Source organism: Aureimonas sp. N4 (genome assembly GCF_001463925.1).
GTDB lineage: Bacteria > Pseudomonadota > Alphaproteobacteria > Rhizobiales > Rhizobiaceae > Aureimonas > Aureimonas ureilytica_A.
In genome coordinates this window covers 1-17,518 of the sequence record NZ_BBWS01000062.1, presented here as the reverse complement: position 1 = coordinate 17,518, position 17,518 = coordinate 1, and the positions used below count along the sequence as shown (strand labels likewise).

Below are 17,518 nucleotides of genomic sequence, written 5' to 3'. Positions count from 1 at the left end.
GCGGCACTCCATCAAATCATTCGTTCGGCTCACATGAGCCAACAGGGATTCGCCTTCGCCGAAGCGTCAGGCGAACTTCTTCTGGATCTCTTCCGCGACCTGGTTCGGAACCTGCTCGTAGTGATCGAACTGCATCGAGTACTGGGCGCGGCCCTGAGACATCGAACGCAGAGTGTTCACATAACCGAACATGTTCGCGAGGGGAACCATCGCGTTGACAACAGTCGCGATTCCCCGCGACTCCGTGCCCTGGATCTGGCCGCGGCGGCTGTTCAAGTCGCCGATCACATCACCGACATAGTCTTCCGGCGTCACGACTTCGACCTTCATGATCGGCTCGAGGAGCTTCGGACCAGCCTTCTGGATGGCTTCGCGGAAGCCAGCGCGCGAGGCGATTTCGAAAGCCAGAACCGACGAGTCGACGTCGTGGTAGGCACCGTCGATGAGCTCGGCCTTGATGTCGACCATCGGGAAGCCGGCAAGCGGGCCCGAGGTCATCACCGAAGCGATGCCCTTCTGAACGCCCGGCACGTATTCCTTCGGAACCGCACCGCCGATGATCTTCGATTCGAAGACATAGCCAGTGGTCGGCTCACCTGGCTCGATGTGCAACTTCACGCGAGCGAACTGGCCGGTACCACCGGTCTGCTTCTTGTGCGTGTAGTCGACATCCGCCGCGCGGGTGATCGTCTCGCGATAGGCGACCTGCGGGGCGCCGATATTCGCCTCGACCTTGAACTCGCGCTTCATGCGATCGACGAGAATGTCGAGGTGAAGCTCGCCCATGCCGGCGATGATCGTCTGGCCGGACTCTTCGTCAGTCTTGACGCGGAACGAGGGATCTTCGGCGGCCAAGCGGTTGAGCGCGAGACCCATCTTTTCCTGATCGCCCTTGGTCTTCGGCTCGATCGCGATCTCGATGACCGGATCGGGGAATTCCATGCGCTCCAGAATGACCGGCTTCAGAGGATCGCAAAGCGTGTCGCCCGTGGTGACTTCCTTGAGGCCGGCGAGAGCGACGATGTCGCCCGCGAACGCCTCTTCGATGTCTTCACGGGAGTTCGAGTGCATCTGCAGCATACGGCCGATGCGTTCGCGCTTCTCCTTCACCGTGTTCTGAACGCCGGTGCCCTTGGTGAGCTTGCCGGAATAGATGCGGCAGAAGGTGAGCGAACCGACGAACGGGTCGTTCATGATCTTGAAGGCGAGCATCGAGAGAGGCTCGTCATCAGACGAAACGCGCGTCGTCTCGGTCTCGTTCTTCGGGTCGATGCCCTTGATCGCGGGCACGTCGACCGGCGACGGCAGGAAGTCCACGACGCCGTCGAGCAGGGGCTGAACGCCCTTGTTCTTGAACGCCGAGCCGCAGAAGATTGGCGTGAACGTGACTTCGCAGGTGCCCTTGCGGATCAGCGCGCGGAGCTTGTCGTTATCCGGCATGTTGCCTTCGAGATAGGCTTCCATGGCGACTTCGTCGACTTCCACCGCGGTCTCGATCATGAGCTCGCGATATTCTTGCGCCTGATCGGCGAGGTCGGCCGGAATTTCAACGACGTCCCACTGAGCGCCTAGAGACTCGTCGCGCCAGACCAGGGCCTTCATCTCGATCAGATCGACGACGCCCTTGAACTCGTTCTCGGCACCGATCGGCAGCTGGACGACGATCGGACGCGCGCCGAGGCGAGTCTTGATCATGTCCACGCAGCGGAAGAAGTCCGCGCCCGTCTTGTCCATCTTGTTGACGAACATCATACGGGGAACGTGATACTTGTCGGCCTGACGCCAAACCGTTTCGGTCTGCGGCTCGACACCGGCGTTCGCGTCCAGGAGAGCGATCGCCCCATCGAGAACGCGGAGCGAGCGCTCGACTTCGATCGTGAAGTCGACGTGTCCCGGCGTGTCAATGATGTTGAAGCGACGCATCTTCTCGTCGCGACCCTTCCAGAAGGTCGTGGTCGCGGCGGACGTGATCGTAATGCCGCGTTCCTGCTCCTGCTCCATCCAGTCCATGGTCGCGGCGCCGTCATGGACTTCGCCGATCTTGTGGGACTTACCGGTGTAGTAGAGGATCCGCTCGGTCGTGGTCGTCTTGCCGGCATCGATGTGGGCCATGATGCCAAAATTGCGGTAGTCTTCGATCTTATATTCGCGGGCCATCGGGCGTCGCCTTTCGGATTGAAGCCGGACTTACCAGCGGTAGTGCGAGAACGCGCGATTCGCTTCTGCCATACGGTGCGTGTCTTCGCGCTTCTTCACGGCGCTGCCGCGATTGTTCGCCGCATCCATCAGCTCGCCCGACAGACGATCCACCATCGTGGTCTCGTTACGGTTGCGAGCGGCAGTGATCAACCAACGAATGGCTAGAGCCTGACGACGCTCGGGACGAACATCGACCGGGACCTGATAGGTCGCACCACCGACGCGGCGCGAACGGACTTCCACATGGGGAGCGACGTTCTCGAGCGCCTGATGGAAGATGCCGATGGCATCCTGGCGGGTCTTTTCGCCCATGACATCAAACGCGCCGTAGACGATGCGCTCCGCCACCGACTTCTTGCCATCATACATGACGGCGTTCATGAACTTCGTAACAACCAGATCACCAAACTTCGGATCCGGATTGATCTCGCGCTTTTCTGCAGAGTGACGACGGGACATCGAATGCTCTCTCTAAATCGTTCGGTCGGGCTTACTTCGGACGCTTCGCGCCGTACTTCGAACGACGCTGACGACGATCCTTGACGCCCTGGGTATCGAGCACGCCACGAATAATGTGGTAGCGCACACCCGGAAGATCCTTCACGCGGCCGCCGCGGATCATGACCACGGAGTGCTCCTGAAGGTTATGCCCCTCGCCGGGGATGTAGCCGATGACCTCGAAGCCATTGACCAGACGCACCTTGGCGACCTTACGGAGAGCCGAGTTCGGCTTCTTCGGGGTCGTGGTGTAAACGCGAGTGCAAACGCCGCGCTTCTGGGGATTGGCCTGGAGAGCCGGAACCGTATTGCGCTCGCTCGGGCGGACGCGGGGCTTCCGGATCAGCTGGTTGATGGTCGGCATTCCAACCTTCCTTCTTCTCAAATCTCGGTTCGAAACGATCGGCACTTGCCGCGATTCGGTCCGCATAGTTCATACGCGAAACCGGGCGTCGACCTCACATAATAAGAGGTCTGCCCGGGAATGATGCAGAGGATCGCAGGCAAAACCGCGATCATGCGACCAGCAATGGTGCGTCTCGTTGAACGAAGCCTTGTTTAAGGAGCCATTCCCGAGCGCGTCGCTCCGGGGAATATCGTGCCTTACATCGGCTCTGTTGGCGGGTGTTTAACGATTCCGCGACGGCGCGTCAAGCCCCGTTCCACCACGTGCCCTTGACAACCTGAACTCAGGCACCAAGCCGTCGGCATAAAGAAAAGGGCGCCGAGCGGCGCCCTCCCCTGTCTCGGGTCACGACCAGTTTACTCGGCCGCGTTGGTCATGTTCGTCAGCAGGCGGTCCGCGCTCGGCGACGCCGAAGCCTTGCGGCGATCGTCGATGATGAGATCGTCACGCGACGAGGCGATGCGACGAACCTGGGTCATCATGCCGCCCGTACCGGCCGGGATGAGACGGCCGACGATAACGTTTTCCTTGAGCCCCTGCAGCGTATCCATCTTGCCCGCGACCGCCGCTTCCGTAAGGACGCGTGTGGTCTCTTGGAAGGACGCCGCCGAGATGAAGCTCGGCGTCTGCAGCGAGGCCTTGGTTATGCCGAGGAGGACCGGGTTGCCGGAGGCCGGCTTCTTGCCCTCTTCCACCAGACGCTCGTTGACTTCGGCCAGCTCGATCCGATCGACATTGTCGCCCGGAATGTAGCCGGAGTCACCGGACTCCACGATCTCGACCTTCTGCAGCATCTGGCGAACGATCACCTCGATGTGCTTGTCGTTGATCAACACGCCCTGCAGTCGGTAGACTTCCTGGATTTCGTTGACGAGGTAGCTCGCCAGCGCCTCGACACCACGAATGGCCAGGATGTCATGCGGCGCCGGGTTGCCATCGAGAATGTGGTCGCCCTTCTCGATCATGTCGCCTTCCTGAAGATGGAAGGGCTTGCCCTTCGGGATCAGGTATTCGACAGGCTCGATGCCATCCGCATGCGGTTCGATGATGATGCGGCGCTTGTTCTTGTAGTCGCGGCCGAACCGGATCGTGCCGTCGATCTCCGCGATGATGGCGTTGTCTTTCGGACGACGCGCTTCGAAGAGTTCGGCGACGCGCGGCAGACCGCCCGTGATGTCCTTGGTCTTCGCGCTTTCCATCGGAATGCGCGAAAGAACGTCACCGGCACGCACCTTAGAGCCCGGCTCGACGGAAAGGATCGCGTCCACCGAAAGGAGGTAGCGCGCGTCCGTGCCACGCTGGAGCTTGGCGATCGTCCCGTCTTCCTTCCGGATGACGAGCGCAGGCTTCAAGTCCGACCCGCGCGGGTTCGCCCGCCAGTCGATAACCTGACGCTTGGTGATACCGGTCGACTCGTCGGCCTGTTCCGAAACCGAGAGACCTTCCACGAGGTCCTCGAACTCCACGACACCGTCCATTTCGGTCAGAACCGGGCGGGTATAGGGATCCCACTCGGCGATACGCTGGCCGCGACGCACCTGATCACCATCGTCCACGAAGATCCGCGAACCGTAGGTGACGCGGTGCGAAGCGCGTTCCTTGCCCGACGGGTCGAGGATCAGGATCGCCATGTTGCGACCCATGGCCACGAGTCGGCCTTCGGAATCGCGCACCACGTTGCGGTTGCGGATCTGGACGCTGCCCTCATAGGAAGCTTCCAGGAACGATTGATCGACCACCTGCGCCGTGCCGCCCATGTGGAACGTGCGCATGGTAAGCTGCGTGCCCGGCTCGCCGATCGACTGAGCCGCGATGACGCCGACGGCCTCGCCCATGTTAACGGGCGTGCCGCGCGCCAGATCGCGACCGTAGCAGACGGCGCAAATGCCGGTGCGCACTTCGCAGGTCAGCGCCGAGCGAATCTTCACCGACTGAACGCCAGCCTTCTCGATGATGTCGACATCCCGCTCCTCGACCGTGACGCCGCCCTTCACGAGGATGTCGCCGGTCACCGGATGGAGGATGTCCTCCAGCGCGGTGCGGCCGAGAATGCGCTGGCCGAGCGTCGCCACGACCTGACCGGCATCGACGATCGGCTGCATCGTCAGACCGTTCGGCGTGCCGCAATCGGTCTGCGTGATGATGCAGTCCTGCGCCACGTCGACCAGACGACGGGTGAGGTAACCCGAGTTCGCCGTCTTCAACGCCGTATCCGCGAGACCTTTACGGGCACCGTGGGTGGAGTTGAAGTATTCGAGAACCGTCAGACCTTCCTTGAAGTTCGAGATGATCGGCGTTTCGATGATCTCGCCCGACGGCTTGGTCATCAGGCCGCGCATCGCGCCGAGCTGACGCATCTGCGTGGGCGAACCGCGCGCACCGGAGTGCGACATCATGTAAATCGAGTTCATTGGCTTCTGCCGACCCGTGTCCGGGTTGAATTCGACCGCACGAATGCGGCTCATCATCTCGTCGGCGATCTTGTCCGTGCACTTGGCCCAGGCGTCGACGACCTTGTTGTACTTTTCGCCCTGCGTGATCAGGCCGTCATTGTACTGCTGCTCATATTCCTTCGCGAGCGTCTGTGTCTCACCGATCAGCTTCGGCTTGGTATCCGGGATGACCATGTCGTCCTTGCCGAACGAAATGCCGGCGAGGCAGGCATGCTTGAAGCCGAGCTGCATGATGCGATCACAGAAGATCACCGTGTCCTTCTGACCGCAGTGGCGGTAGACGGTGTCGATCATCTTCGAGATGTTCTTCTTCGTCATCAAGTCGTTGGCGATGTCGAAGGTGATCTTGTGCGTCTTCGGCAAGAGCTGGCCGATGAGCATACGACCCGGCGTCGTCTCGTAGATCTTGGACGTCTCGTTGCCGTCCTTGTCGATCGAACGGATGCGGCCACGAATCTTCGTGTGCAGCGTCACGACCTTCGAGGCGATCGCGTGCTCGAGTTCACCGATGTCGGAGAAGGCCATGCCCTGCCCCGGCTCGTTCTCGTTCATGATCGAAAGATAGTAGAGACCGAGAACCATGTCCTGCGACGGCACGATGATCGGCAGACCATTGGCCGGATGCAGGATGTTGTTGGTCGACATCATGAGGACGCGCGCTTCCAACTGCGCCTCGATCGACAGCGGCACGTGAACCGCCATCTGGTCGCCGTCGAAGTCCGCGTTAAAGGCCGTGCAGACCAGCGGATGCAGCTGGATCGCCTTGCCTTCGATCAGGACCGGCTCGAAGGCCTGGATGCCCAGGCGGTGCAGCGTCGGCGCGCGGTTCAGAAGAACCGGATGCTCGCGGATGACCTCGTCGAGAATATCCCAGACCTCCGGGCGCTCCTTCTCGACCAGTTTCTTGGCCTGCTTCACCGTCGAGGAGAAGCCCTTGGCGTCGAGACGCGCGTAGATGAAGGGCTTGAACAGCTCAAGCGCCATCTTCTTCGGCAGGCCGCACTGGTGCAGCTTGAGGCTCGGGCCGGTCACGATGACCGAGCGGCCGGAATAATCGACGCGCTTGCCGAGCAGGTTCTGGCGGAAGCGGCCCTGCTTGCCCTTCAGCATGTCGGACAGCGACTTCAGCGGGCGCTTGTTGGCGCCCGTGATGACGCGGCCGCGACGACCGTTGTCGAACAGCGCGTCCACCGCTTCTTGAAGCATGCGCTTCTCGTTGCGGATGATGATGCCCGGCGCGCGCAGTTCGATCAGCCGCTTCAGGCGGTTGTTGCGGTTGATGACGCGACGATACAGATCGTTCAGATCGGACGTAGCGAAACGGCCACCGTCGAGCGGCACGAGCGGACGCAGATCCGGCGGGATCACCGGGATCACGCTCATGATCATCCACTCGGGACGGTTGCCCGACTCCAAGAAGTTCTCGACGATCTTCAGCCGCTTCATCAGCTTCTTGGTCTTGAGCTCGGACGTTGTCGTCGCAAGCTCCTCGCGCAGATCGCCGGCGATCCGCTCGAGATCCATCGAAGCCAGAAGTTCTTGGATCGCCTCCGCGCCGATCAACGCGGTGAACGAATCCTCGCCATATTCGTCAACGGCGATCAGGTACTCTTCTTCCGAGAGGAGCTGATGCTCCTTCAGGGCAGTAAGACCAGGCTCGGTGACGATGTAGTTCTCGAAATACAGGACGCGTTCGATATCCTTCAGCGTCATGTCGAGCAGCGTGCCGATGCGGCTCGGAAGCGACTTCAGGAACCAGATGTGCGCAACCGGAGCGGCCAGCTCGATATGGCCCATGCGCTCGCGCCGCACGCGCGAGAGGGTGACCTCGACGCCGCACTTTTCGCAAATGATGCCCTTGTACTTCATGCGCTTGTACTTGCCGCACAAGCACTCGTAGTCCTTGATCGGGCCGAAGATACGCGCGCAGAACAGGCCGTCACGCTCGGGCTTGAACGTGCGGTAGTTGATCGTTTCCGGCTTCTTGATCTCGCCGAACGACCAGGACAGGATCTTTTCCGGGCTCGCGATCGAGATCCGGATCGAGTCGAACGTTTGCGCCTGCACCTGAGGATTGAAGAGATTCATAACCTCTTGGTTCATGGTGCTGTCTCCTTATGAGGCCCGGGGCCTCTCCATGCACCGGGCGGAGCCGGCGCCAAGAACGATTCCGCAAAGACCGATCGGCCCCCAGACGTTGGGCGCCGATCCTGACCGCACAAGGCGGCGTTTGCGAGGCGGCCTATTCGGCCGCGTCGGGCAGCCCTTCCACAGGGGACCCGGAGTAAGGCAGTTCAGCCACCGTGTTCGACAGATCGACGTCGAGGCCGAGCGAGCGCATTTCCTTGACGAGAACGTTGAAGCTCTCGGGAATGCCGGACTCGAACGCGTCATCGCCACGCACGATCGACTCGTAGACCTTGGTGCGACCCGCCACGTCGTCCGACTTCACGGTCAGCATTTCCTGCAGCGTGTAGGCGGCACCATAGGCTTCGAGCGCCCAGACCTCCATTTCGCCGAAGCGCTGGCCGCCGAACTGCGCCTTACCGCCCAACGGCTGCTGGGTGACGAGCGAGTACGGGCCGATCGAACGGGCGTGGATCTTGTCGTCCACGAGGTGGTGCAGCTTCAGCATGTAGATGTAGCCGACCGTGACCTGACGATCGAAGGGCTCGCCCGTACGACCGTCATGCAAGGTGACCTGACCGGAGCCATTCAGACCGGCCTTTTCGAGCATCTCCACGATGTCGCGCTCGTTCGCACCGTCGAACACCGGCGTTGCGATCGACACACCCTTGCGCAGCTGCTTGGCCAGCGTGACGACGGATTCCTCGTCATACTGCGCCACGCGCTCGTTGCGTTCGCTCTCGCCCATCAGTTCGGCGATCTCGTTGCGCAGCGGGGCTACATCATGCGTCTGCTGGTAAGCCTCGAGCAGATCACCGATCTGGCGTCCCATGCCGGCGCAAGCCCAGCCGAGATGCGTCTCGAGAATCTGACCGACATTCATGCGCGACGGCACGCCCAGCGGGTTCAGAACGATGTCGACATGCGTGCCATCGGCGGTGAACGGCATGTCCTCCACCGGCACGATGCGCGAGACGACGCCCTTGTTGCCGTGACGGCCAGCCATCTTGTCGCCCGGCTGGATCTTGCGCTTGACCGCGACGAAGACCTTCACCTGCTTCATGACGCCCGGAGGCAGTTCGTCGCCGCGCTGGACCTTCTCGACCTTGTCCATGAAGCGCTGTTCGAGCGTCTTCTTGGACTCGTCGTAGACGGACCGCAGCCCTTCGAGTTCGCCCTGCATCCGCTCGTCTTCGACGGCGAACATCCACCACTGCGAGCGGGGATACTCGTTCATCACGTCGGGCGAGATCTGCGTCCCCTTACGGAAGCCACGCGGACCGGCGACACCCGCCTGCCCGTTCAGCATCTCGACCAGGCGGCCATAGACGTTACGGTCGAGAATGGCCTGCTCGTCGTCTCGGTCCTTCGCGAGACGCTCGATCTCCTCGCGCTCGATCGCCATCGCGCGCTCGTCTTTTTCCACGCCGTGGCGGTTGAAGACGCGCACTTCCACGACCGTACCGTAGGTGCCGGGAGGCATACGGTTCGAGGTATCGCGGACGTCGGACGCCTTTTCACCGAAGATGGCGCGCAGAAGCTTCTCTTCCGGCGTCATCGGGCTTTCGCCCTTCGGCGTGATCTTCCCGACCAGGATGTCGCCCGGCTGCACTTCCGCGCCGATATAGACGATGCCCGCTTCGTCGAGATTCTTCAGCGCTTCTTCCGACACGTTCGGAATGTCGCGCGTGATTTCCTCAGGGCCGAGCTTGGTGTCGCGCGCCATGACCTCGAATTCCTCGATATGAATCGAGGTGAAGACGTCGTCGGCGACGATGCGCTCGGACAGGAGGATCGAATCCTCGTAGTTGTAGCCGTTCCACGGCATGAACGCGACGAGCACGTTCCGGCCGAGGGCGAGATCGCCGAGATCGGTCGACGGACCGTCCGCGATGATGTCCCCGCGGCGCACCCGGTCGCCCATCTTCACCAGCGGGCGCTGGTTGATGCAGGTCGACTGGTTGGAACGCTGGAACTTCATCAGGCGATAGATGTCGACGCCCGAACGACCGCCTTCGAGGTCTTCCGTCGCGCGGACAACGATACGCGTCGCATCCACCTGATCGACCACACCGCCACGACGAGCGGCGATGGCAGCGCCCGAGTCGCGCGCCACGACGGCTTCCATGCCGGTGCCGACGAACGGCGCTTCGGCGCGCACCAGCGGCACGGCCTGACGCTGCATGTTCGAGCCCATGAGAGCGCGGTTCGCGTCGTCGTTCTCGAGGAACGGAATGAGCGCAGCCGCGACCGACACGAGCTGCTTCGGCGACACGTCCATCAGATCGACGTTCTCGCGCGGCGTCATCATCACGTCGCCGGAATGACGGCAGATGACCGAGTCTTCGGCAAAGCGCATGTCATCCGTCAGGATGGCGTTCGCCTGAGCCACGTAGTGCTTCGACTCTTCCATCGCGGACAGATAGACGACGTCGCCCGTCACCTTCCCGTCCACAACGCGGCGATACGGGCTTTCGATGAAGCCGTACTTGTTGACGCGTGCGAAAGTGGCCAGCGAGTTGATCAGACCGATATTCGGGCCTTCCGGCGTTTCGATCGGGCAGATACGGCCGTAATGCGTCGGGTGCACGTCGCGCACTTCGAAGCCGGCGCGCTCGCGGGTCAGACCACCGGGGCCGAGCGCCGAGAGACGACGCTTGTGCGTGATCTCGGAAAGCGGGTTGGTCTGATCCATGAACTGCGACAGCTGCGACGAGCCGAAGAACTCGCGCACGGCGGCGGCCGCCGGCTTCGCGTTGATCAGGTCCTGCGGCATGACGGTGTCGATCTCGACCGACGACATGCGCTCCTTGATCGCGCGCTCCATGCGGAGCAGACCGACGCGGTACTGGTTCTCCATGAGCTCGCCGACCGAACGCACGCGGCGGTTGCCGAGATTGTCGATGTCGTCAATCTCGCCCTTGCCGTCGCGCAGGTCCACGAGCAGGCGAACCACCGCCAGAATGTCTTCCTTGCGCAGGACGCGAACCGTATCCTCGGCGTTGACGTCGAGACGCATGTTCATCTTGACGCGACCGACCGCCGACAGGTCGTAGCGCTCGGCATCGAAGAACAGCGACTGGAACATGGCCTCCGCCGTTTCCATCGTCGGCGGCTCGCCGGGGCGCATGACGCGGTAGATGTCGAACAGCGCGTCCTGGCGATTCTCGTTCTTGTCGGCCGCCAGCGTATTGCGAATATAGGCGCCGACCGTCACGTGATCGATGTCGAGAACGGGTACGTCCTCGTAGCCCGCGTCGAGCAGAACCTTGAGGGTCTTCTCGTCGATCTCGTCGCCCGCTTCGAGATAGATTTCGCCCGTCGCGAAATTCACGACGTCCTCGGCGAGATAGTTGCCGAACAGGTCCTCGTCAGTGGCGCGCAGAGCCACGACGCCGCGCTCCTTCATCTGGCGCGCCTGACGAGCGGTGACCTTCTTGCCGGCTTCGACCAGCACTTCGCCGGAATCGGCGTCGATCAGGTCGGTGATCGCCTTCTGGCCGCGCACGCGCTCGACCGAGAACGGAATCCGCCAGCCGTCCTTGCCCTTCTCGAACTTCACCACATTGTAGAAGGTGGAGAGGATCTCTTCGCCATCCATGCCCAGCGCCATGAGGAGCGAGGTCACGGGAATCTTGCGGCGCCGGTCGATGCGCGCAAACACGATGTCCTTGGCGTCGAACTCGATATCGAGCCAGGAGCCGCGATAGGGGATGACGCGCGCGGCAAAGAGCAGCTTGCCGGACGAGTGCGACTTGCCCTTGTCGTGATCGAAGAAGACGCCCGGCGAACGGTGCATCTGCGAGACGATGACGCGCTCCGTGCCGTTGACGATGAAGGTGCCGTTCATCGTCATGAGCGGCATGTCGCCCATGTAGACGTCCTGCTCCTTGATGTCCTTGATGGACTTGGAGCCCGTATCCTCGTCGACATCGAACACGATGAGGCGCAGCGTCACCTTGAGCGGCGCCGCGTAGGTCAGATCACGCTGGCGGCACTCATCGACGTCGAATTTCGGCTGCTCGAACTCGTACTTGACGAATTCCAGCATCGAATGGCCGGCGAAGTCGGAAATCGGGAAAACGGAGCGGAAAACGGACTGCAGCCCCTCGTCGGGACGCCCGCCCTCGGGCTCGTCCACCATGAGGAACTGATCATAGGACGCCTTCTGAACCTCAATGAGATTGGGCATCTCGGCGACTTCGGGGATGGACCCGAAGAACTTGCGTACGCGCCTGCGACCGCTAAACGTCGTCGTCTGAGACATCGTCGCTCCTTGCTCTCGTCAGCGCCCTTGACCGAAGGGCTGAACTATACTGTCCTCCCCGCCGGGGAGAAACGCCTGTCGCGGTGGGCCCGCCGCTCGGCGTCAGACTGTGGGGACCAGAGGCCGGTCCGTGTCTCCCGAAAGCCGAAGCCCGGCCCTCGGGAGACACGCACGCTCGAAACGAAGGTTCCGCCCCGAGCACGGAAGGCGGAACGGCAAACTGCCGTCCCGCCCGCCATTTTCATGCGCAAGACGCCAAGAAGGCGGTCTTACTTGACGTCGACCTTCGCGCCAGCCTTCTCGAGCTGGTCCTTGATCTTGGCAGCTTCGTCCTTCGAGACGGCTTCCTTGACCGGCTTCGGAGCGCCGTCGACGAGGTCCTTGGCTTCCTTGAGGCCGAGGCCCGTGATCGCGCGGACTTCCTTGATGACGTTGATCTTGTTCGCGCCGGCTTCGGCGAGGATCACGTCGAACTCGGTCTTCTCTTCGACTTCAGCCACCGGGCCAGCGCCGCCAGCGGCGGCAACGGCGACGGGAGCTGCAGCGGAGACGCCCCACTTCTCTTCGAGCATCTTCGAGAGCTCAGCGGCCTCGAGGACGGTCAGGCTCGACAGGTCTTCAACGATCTTGGCGAGATCAGCCATAGTAGTCTTCCTTTACAGTTCGAATGTTCTGAATGCAGCGAGGAACAAGCCTCACGCCGCTTCGTCCTTCTTGGCATAGGCCGAGAACACGCGCGCGAGCTGAGCCGCGGGTGCCGCAACGACGGCTGCGATACGGGTCGCCGGGGTCTGGATCATGCCCAGCAGCTTTCCGCGCAGTTCGTCGAGCGACGGAAGGGCGGCCAAAGCCTTGACCCCTTCCGCATCGAGGGCCGTGGTGCCCATCGCTCCACCGAGGATGACGAGCTTGTCGTTCCCCTTGGCGAAGTCGTTGGCCACCTTCGGAGCCGCAATCGGATCGGCGGAATAGGCGATCAGGGTCTGGCCCTGAAACAATCCGTCGATCTTTTCGGCGTCCGTGCCTTGAAGAGCAATTTGGGCGAGGCGGTTCTTCGCGACTTTGACGGTTCCACCCTGCGCACGCATCTTCGTACGAAGATCGTTCATCTGCGCGACGGTGAGACCGGCATAACGAGCCACCACGATCGAACCGGACGCCTTGAAGGCTCCGTTCAGCTCGGTGACGAACTCGCGCTTTTCCGCTCTGTCCACTGCCACTCTCCAGTTGGAACTTACCCTTGCGAGCAAGCTCCGGTTGCCGTTTGCCGTTCGGCGAACCGAACGACGCTCGAGGATCCTGTCCCCTTGGCTTCCCTGGGTCCGCATGGGAACCGTAGACAACACAAGGCATTCAGAGGTTCGAACCGAAGGTCTTGGCCATAGGCCAACGAATTCGGATCTTTCCCCGTCTCATGCAGGCTGGTGGATTAAGACCCCTCGGATCATCCGAATGGTCGCCCGCAATCTTGGACAGGAAGCGAGGCTTCGCGAGAAGCCTCACCTATCCGAGCCGCTCTCGCGACTCGAGATGATGTTGGAAGGACGGGATATGCCCCCTGTCCTTCCGAATTGCAATCAGGCGACCGGACGAACCGTCGCGGGGTCGACCTTGATGCCGGGGCCCATGGTCGAGGAAACCGCGATGCGCTGGACATAATTGCCCTTGGCGCCCGACGGCTTCGCCTTGGTGACGGCGTCCGCGAAAGCGCGGATGTTCTCGAGTAGCGCGTCCGCGCCGAACGAGGCCTTGCCGACGCCAGCGTGAATGATGCCGGCCTTCTCGACGCGGAACTCGACCGCACCGCCCTTCGACGCCTTGACGGCCGCAGCGACGTCCATGGTCACCGTGCCAACGCGCGGGTTCGGCATCAGGCCGCGCGGGCCGAGCACCTTACCGAGACGACCGACGAGGCCCATCATGTCCGGGGTCGCGATGGCGCGGTCGAAGTCGATCTGACCGCCCTGAACCTGCTCGACCAGCTCTTCCGCTCCGACGATGTCGGCGCCGGCAGCGCGAGCTTCGTCGGCCTTGGCGCCGCGCGCGAAGACCGCGACGCGGACCGTACGGCCAGTGCCGTTCGGAAGATTGACGACGCCACGAACCATCTGGTCCGCATGACGAGGATCGACGCCGAGATTCATCGCGATTTCGATCGTCTCGTCGAACTTGGCCGTGGAACGCTCCTTCAGAAGAGCGATCGCGTCGGCGAGGTCGTAGAGCTTCTCGCGGTCGATACCCTCGCGGGCCTTCGCAATGCGCTTTGCAATCTTAGCCATCGTCTCAGCCCACCACTTCCAGGCCCATCGAACGAGCCGAGCCCATGACCATGGTCATGGCGGCATCGACGTCATTCGCGTTCAGATCCTTCATCTTCTTCTCGGCGATCTCGCGGACCTGAGCCTGCGTGACCTTGCCGGCAACGACCTTGCCGGGCTCCTTGGAGCCGCTGGTGAGGCCAGCCGCCTTCTTGAGGAAGAAGCTCACGGGAGCCGTCTTCATCACGAAGGTGAAGGACTTATCGACGTAGTAGGTGATCACGACCGGAACGGGCGATCCCTTCTCCATCTCCTGGGTCTGCGCGTTGAACGCCTTGCAGAACTCCATGATGTTGATGCCGCGCTGACCGAGGGCGGGACCGATCGGGGGCGACGGAGTCGCCGAACCGGCCTTGACCTGCAGCTTAAGCTGGCCTGCTACTTTCTTAGCCATAAGCTTCTGCCTTTTCGTTGTGCCGGCAATCCGGCCTTTGGGCTCGAAAGCCCCATGCAGATGTGCGGTTCGGATCTTGGAGAGCCGGCTCAGCCCGCCTCACCTTCCGCACGGTCGAGAGCCGCAAGGCCCTCTCGATCAGATCTTCTCGACCTGACCGAATTCAAGATCGACGGGCGTTGCACGGCCGAAGATCGAAACTTCCACTTTCAGGCGCGCCCGCTCATGGTCGACTTCCTGAACCACACCATTGAACGATGCGAAAGGCCCATCCGATACGCGGATCTGCTCACCCACATCAAAAGAGATCGAGGCCTTGGGACGCTCGACACCTTCCTGAACCTGACTCAGGATGTGCGTGGCTTCCGCCTCGGAAATCGGAACGGGCCTGTTGTCGGGACCCAGGAACCCGGTGACCTTCGGCGTGTTCTTGATGAGCGAGAACACCTGATCGGTCAGATCCGCCTTCACCAGCACGTAGCCCGGAAAGAACTTGCGCTCCGAGTCCACCTTACGGCCGCGACGAACTTCCGTCACCTTTTCGGTCGGAACGAGGATCTTCTCGAATTTGTCCGAAAGACCCTTCTGGCGCGCCTGCTCCTCGATGGATTCGGCAACCTTCTTTTCGAAGTTCGAATAGGCGTGGACGATGTACCAGCGAGCGGCCATGAAATTCCTGCGTATAAACGTCTTTTATCGACCAGCGCTCATGATGGCGCCGACCCCATAGCCGATCGCCTGATCCGCCACGAAAAGGAAAGTCGCCGCAAAGGCGACCATGATGAAAACCATAATGGTCGAAATCACCGTCTCGCGACGAGTGGGCCAGGTCACCTTCGCGACTTCGGTCCGCACCTGCTGCAGAAACGTAAAAGGATTTGTCTTGGAGGCCATGCACCGCTCACGGCAGAAGGCGCGTAAAGCTGTGTGACCAGCTCCGCGCGCCACGCGTCTGTTAAAAACTACATAAACCGACCCGAACCGATTCACAAGGGGGTCGAAATCATTTTGACTGGGAGGAAACTGGCAGGGGCAGTAGGGCTCGAACCTACGACCTGCGGTTTTGGAGACCGCCGCTCTACCAACTGAGCTATACCCCTGCGGGGGTCGTCGTGGAGTTGGAGATATCCAGATCGACACGCTTTTGCAAGCCCTATTGCTGGGCTTGGCGCTCAGCAAGCTTGGCCTTTCGTGTTTTAGGCTTGAGACGGCGTAAAAGCGCGTCAAAGCGACGTTGGGGTCGCGTCAGTTTCAGAAGATCGTCGATCGCCAGATTCGCCCCTTCCAGCCGCTCCGTCAGCACCTCGGCCGCGACGCTCGACACGTCGCCCGACGAGAACTCGGGGAATCGTCGCGACACCGCGCCGAACAGATCGGGCGCGACGCTGCCCGTCATGTGCAGACGCCCGGAGCGCAGGAGAAGGCGCAGGACGATCTGCTCGAAGGTCCAGTCATGATCGGCGAAGAGCTTCCATTTCTGGCTGCGCCTGGCCGTAAAACCCGCGAGGACGACCTTCGACTCGGGCGCGACTTCGATCAGAAATAGCGCAAGGGCGAAACCGCTCGTCGCCAGATGCGTCTCGGGGTAGAAGCCGGAGAGATCGGCGGACAAATCGAGATGCCCGACGGGCTCGGGAATGGCGAAATCGTCGCTCGGGCTGAATTGCTCCGCCGCGCCGGCCCGTAGATTGCAGATGCCACGGAAGCGCGGCGAGCGAACGAGTTTCGTCACCTCCCCCACTTCGCGGCGATAGACGATGTTGGCGCCCGCCGGGCCGGAGCGCGCCACGAGAAGGCACGGACCGTCGAAGGGCCGATCCAGAACCTTGTAGACCTTGTTGAAGAAAACGAAGAGAGCGTCCTCGCCATAGCGCGCGCGCAGATCGTCGATCCGAACCGCGTCGCTATTGGCGATCAGAAGGATGGTCGAAAATCCGCGAAAGAACGCAGTCCAGCGATTGAGCGCGTCTGATTCGCCAGCCTGCGGAAAGCCCTCCGGTTTCGTCATTCGGTCAGGCCTTCAGCGCGCGCTGCGTCACATGCAACATGCGCTCGCGCATGGCGAACCATTCCTCGGCATAGTCGTCATTGCGATACTCGTCGAAGTAAGGGCCGCCATCGGTGAAATGGACGTTCTTCGCGCTCGCATCGTGTTCGTATTCATTGACGAGCCAGTTCCACGCGGCCGGCAGTTCGCCGATCTCATTGTCGCTCTCCAGCCATTTGAACTGGTGAAGCGCCAGGCCCGTCGCGCTGTTCACGAAGTCCGGCGTCAGAGCGCGGCAGCGCGCATTGTTGAAGAGCATGACGCTCGACCAGTTCTTCTTCTCGTACTTGGTCTGCACCTGGCCCAGAAACTTGGTTTCGACCTTCGGCTGGTAGTCGTGCTTCACGCACATGACCGCCGCGCTGTCGTCCCTGAGCGCCCAAAGCTCGGCAATGTCGGCGCGCATCAGCATGTCGCAGTCCATGAACAGGCTCCAGCCCTCGAAGCCGCTGAGATAGGGCACGAGGAAGCGCGAGAACGAGAATTCCGTGGACTGGAGCGCATTGCGCTCGCGTGTGAAGGTCTCGTGCAGATGCGGCAGCACGATGGGCGAGAACAGGACGGGCATCGTCGCGTGCTCGATGATGCTCTGGGCCAGCACATGGTAGGCGACCACTTCCTTGGAATCGAAGCCAATGAAGACGCGGGCGATTTCGGCAGACATGACGGCATCCTTCCTGTTTCCTGACAGGCTCTAGTCCCCCCGGACCCGGCCAAGCAAGCAAGAACGCTTCCAATCTCCCGGGATGGCAAGATAGCCCCCAAACGAAAACGGGCCCCGAAGGGCCCGCTCGTGCGTTCGAATGAAC

The 17,518-nt window shown here is 61.7% G+C and carries 13 protein-coding genes and 1 tRNA gene; all 14 read right to left on the bottom strand.

What is annotated here, in order from left to right:
* Positions 1-66: 66 nt before the first annotated feature.
* The gene (gene fusA, locus AUL28_RS21375; protein ID WP_062236888.1) at positions 67-2,157 is read right to left on the bottom strand and encodes an elongation factor G; all 2,091 of its coding nucleotides are present in this window, start codon (positions 2,155-2,157) and stop codon (positions 67-69) included.
* Between the two features lie 30 nt (positions 2,158-2,187).
* Positions 2,188-2,658, bottom strand: coding sequence for a 30S ribosomal protein S7 (gene rpsG, locus AUL28_RS21370; protein ID WP_058602089.1), 471 nt, complete (start codon positions 2,656-2,658; stop codon positions 2,188-2,190).
* 31 nt (positions 2,659-2,689) lie between these two features.
* Positions 2,690-3,061 (bottom strand): 30S ribosomal protein S12, encoded by a 372-nt coding sequence (gene rpsL, locus AUL28_RS21365; RefSeq protein WP_019998957.1) that lies wholly within the window; start codon positions 3,059-3,061, stop codon positions 2,690-2,692.
* A 398-nt stretch (positions 3,062-3,459) separates the two neighbouring features.
* Positions 3,460-7,659, bottom strand: coding sequence for a DNA-directed RNA polymerase subunit beta' (rpoC, locus tag AUL28_RS21360; RefSeq protein ID WP_062236885.1), 4,200 nt, complete (start codon positions 7,657-7,659; stop codon positions 3,460-3,462).
* Positions 7,660-7,798: 139 nt separating this feature from the next.
* On the bottom strand, positions 7,799-11,950 hold the full coding sequence (gene rpoB, locus AUL28_RS21355) for a DNA-directed RNA polymerase subunit beta (protein WP_062236884.1): 4,152 nt from the start codon (positions 11,948-11,950) through the stop codon (positions 7,799-7,801).
* A 269-nt stretch (positions 11,951-12,219) separates the two neighbouring features.
* A complete protein-coding gene (gene rplL / locus AUL28_RS21350) occupies positions 12,220-12,594 on the bottom strand; it encodes a 50S ribosomal protein L7/L12 (RefSeq protein WP_058602092.1) in 375 nt (124 codons plus the stop codon).
* Between the two features lie 51 nt (positions 12,595-12,645).
* Positions 12,646-13,164, bottom strand: a complete 519-nt coding sequence (gene rplJ, locus AUL28_RS21345) for a 50S ribosomal protein L10 (protein WP_058602093.1) — start codon at positions 13,162-13,164, stop codon at positions 12,646-12,648.
* Between the two features lie 363 nt (positions 13,165-13,527).
* Positions 13,528-14,229: a 50S ribosomal protein L1 gene (gene rplA, locus AUL28_RS21340; protein ID WP_058602094.1), complete on the bottom strand. Its 702-nt coding sequence runs from the start codon at positions 14,227-14,229 to the stop codon at positions 13,528-13,530.
* 4 nt (positions 14,230-14,233) lie between these two features.
* Entirely contained in the window at positions 14,234-14,662 is a 429-nt protein-coding gene (gene rplK, locus AUL28_RS21335; protein ID WP_058602095.1) for a 50S ribosomal protein L11, read from the bottom strand.
* A 138-nt stretch (positions 14,663-14,800) separates the two neighbouring features.
* A complete protein-coding gene (gene nusG, locus AUL28_RS21330) occupies positions 14,801-15,331 on the bottom strand; it encodes a transcription termination/antitermination protein NusG (RefSeq protein WP_058602096.1) in 531 nt (176 codons plus the stop codon).
* 24 nt (positions 15,332-15,355) lie between these two features.
* Positions 15,356-15,556: a preprotein translocase subunit SecE gene (gene secE, locus AUL28_RS21325; protein WP_058602097.1), complete on the bottom strand. Its 201-nt coding sequence runs from the start codon at positions 15,554-15,556 to the stop codon at positions 15,356-15,358.
* A 130-nt stretch (positions 15,557-15,686) separates the two neighbouring features.
* Positions 15,687-15,762 (bottom strand) — tRNA-Trp (locus AUL28_RS21320).
* 53 nt (positions 15,763-15,815) lie between these two features.
* Positions 15,816-16,670 carry a hypothetical protein gene (locus AUL28_RS21315; protein ID WP_062236880.1) on the bottom strand — a complete coding sequence of 285 codons (855 nt, stop codon included), beginning with the start codon at positions 16,668-16,670 and terminating at the stop codon, positions 15,816-15,818.
* A gap of 4 nt (positions 16,671-16,674) precedes the next feature.
* Complete coding sequence (locus AUL28_RS21310; RefSeq protein WP_062236878.1) at positions 16,675-17,373, bottom strand: hypothetical protein; 699 nt, start codon at positions 17,371-17,373, stop codon at positions 16,675-16,677.
* Positions 17,374-17,518 lie beyond the last annotated feature (145 nt).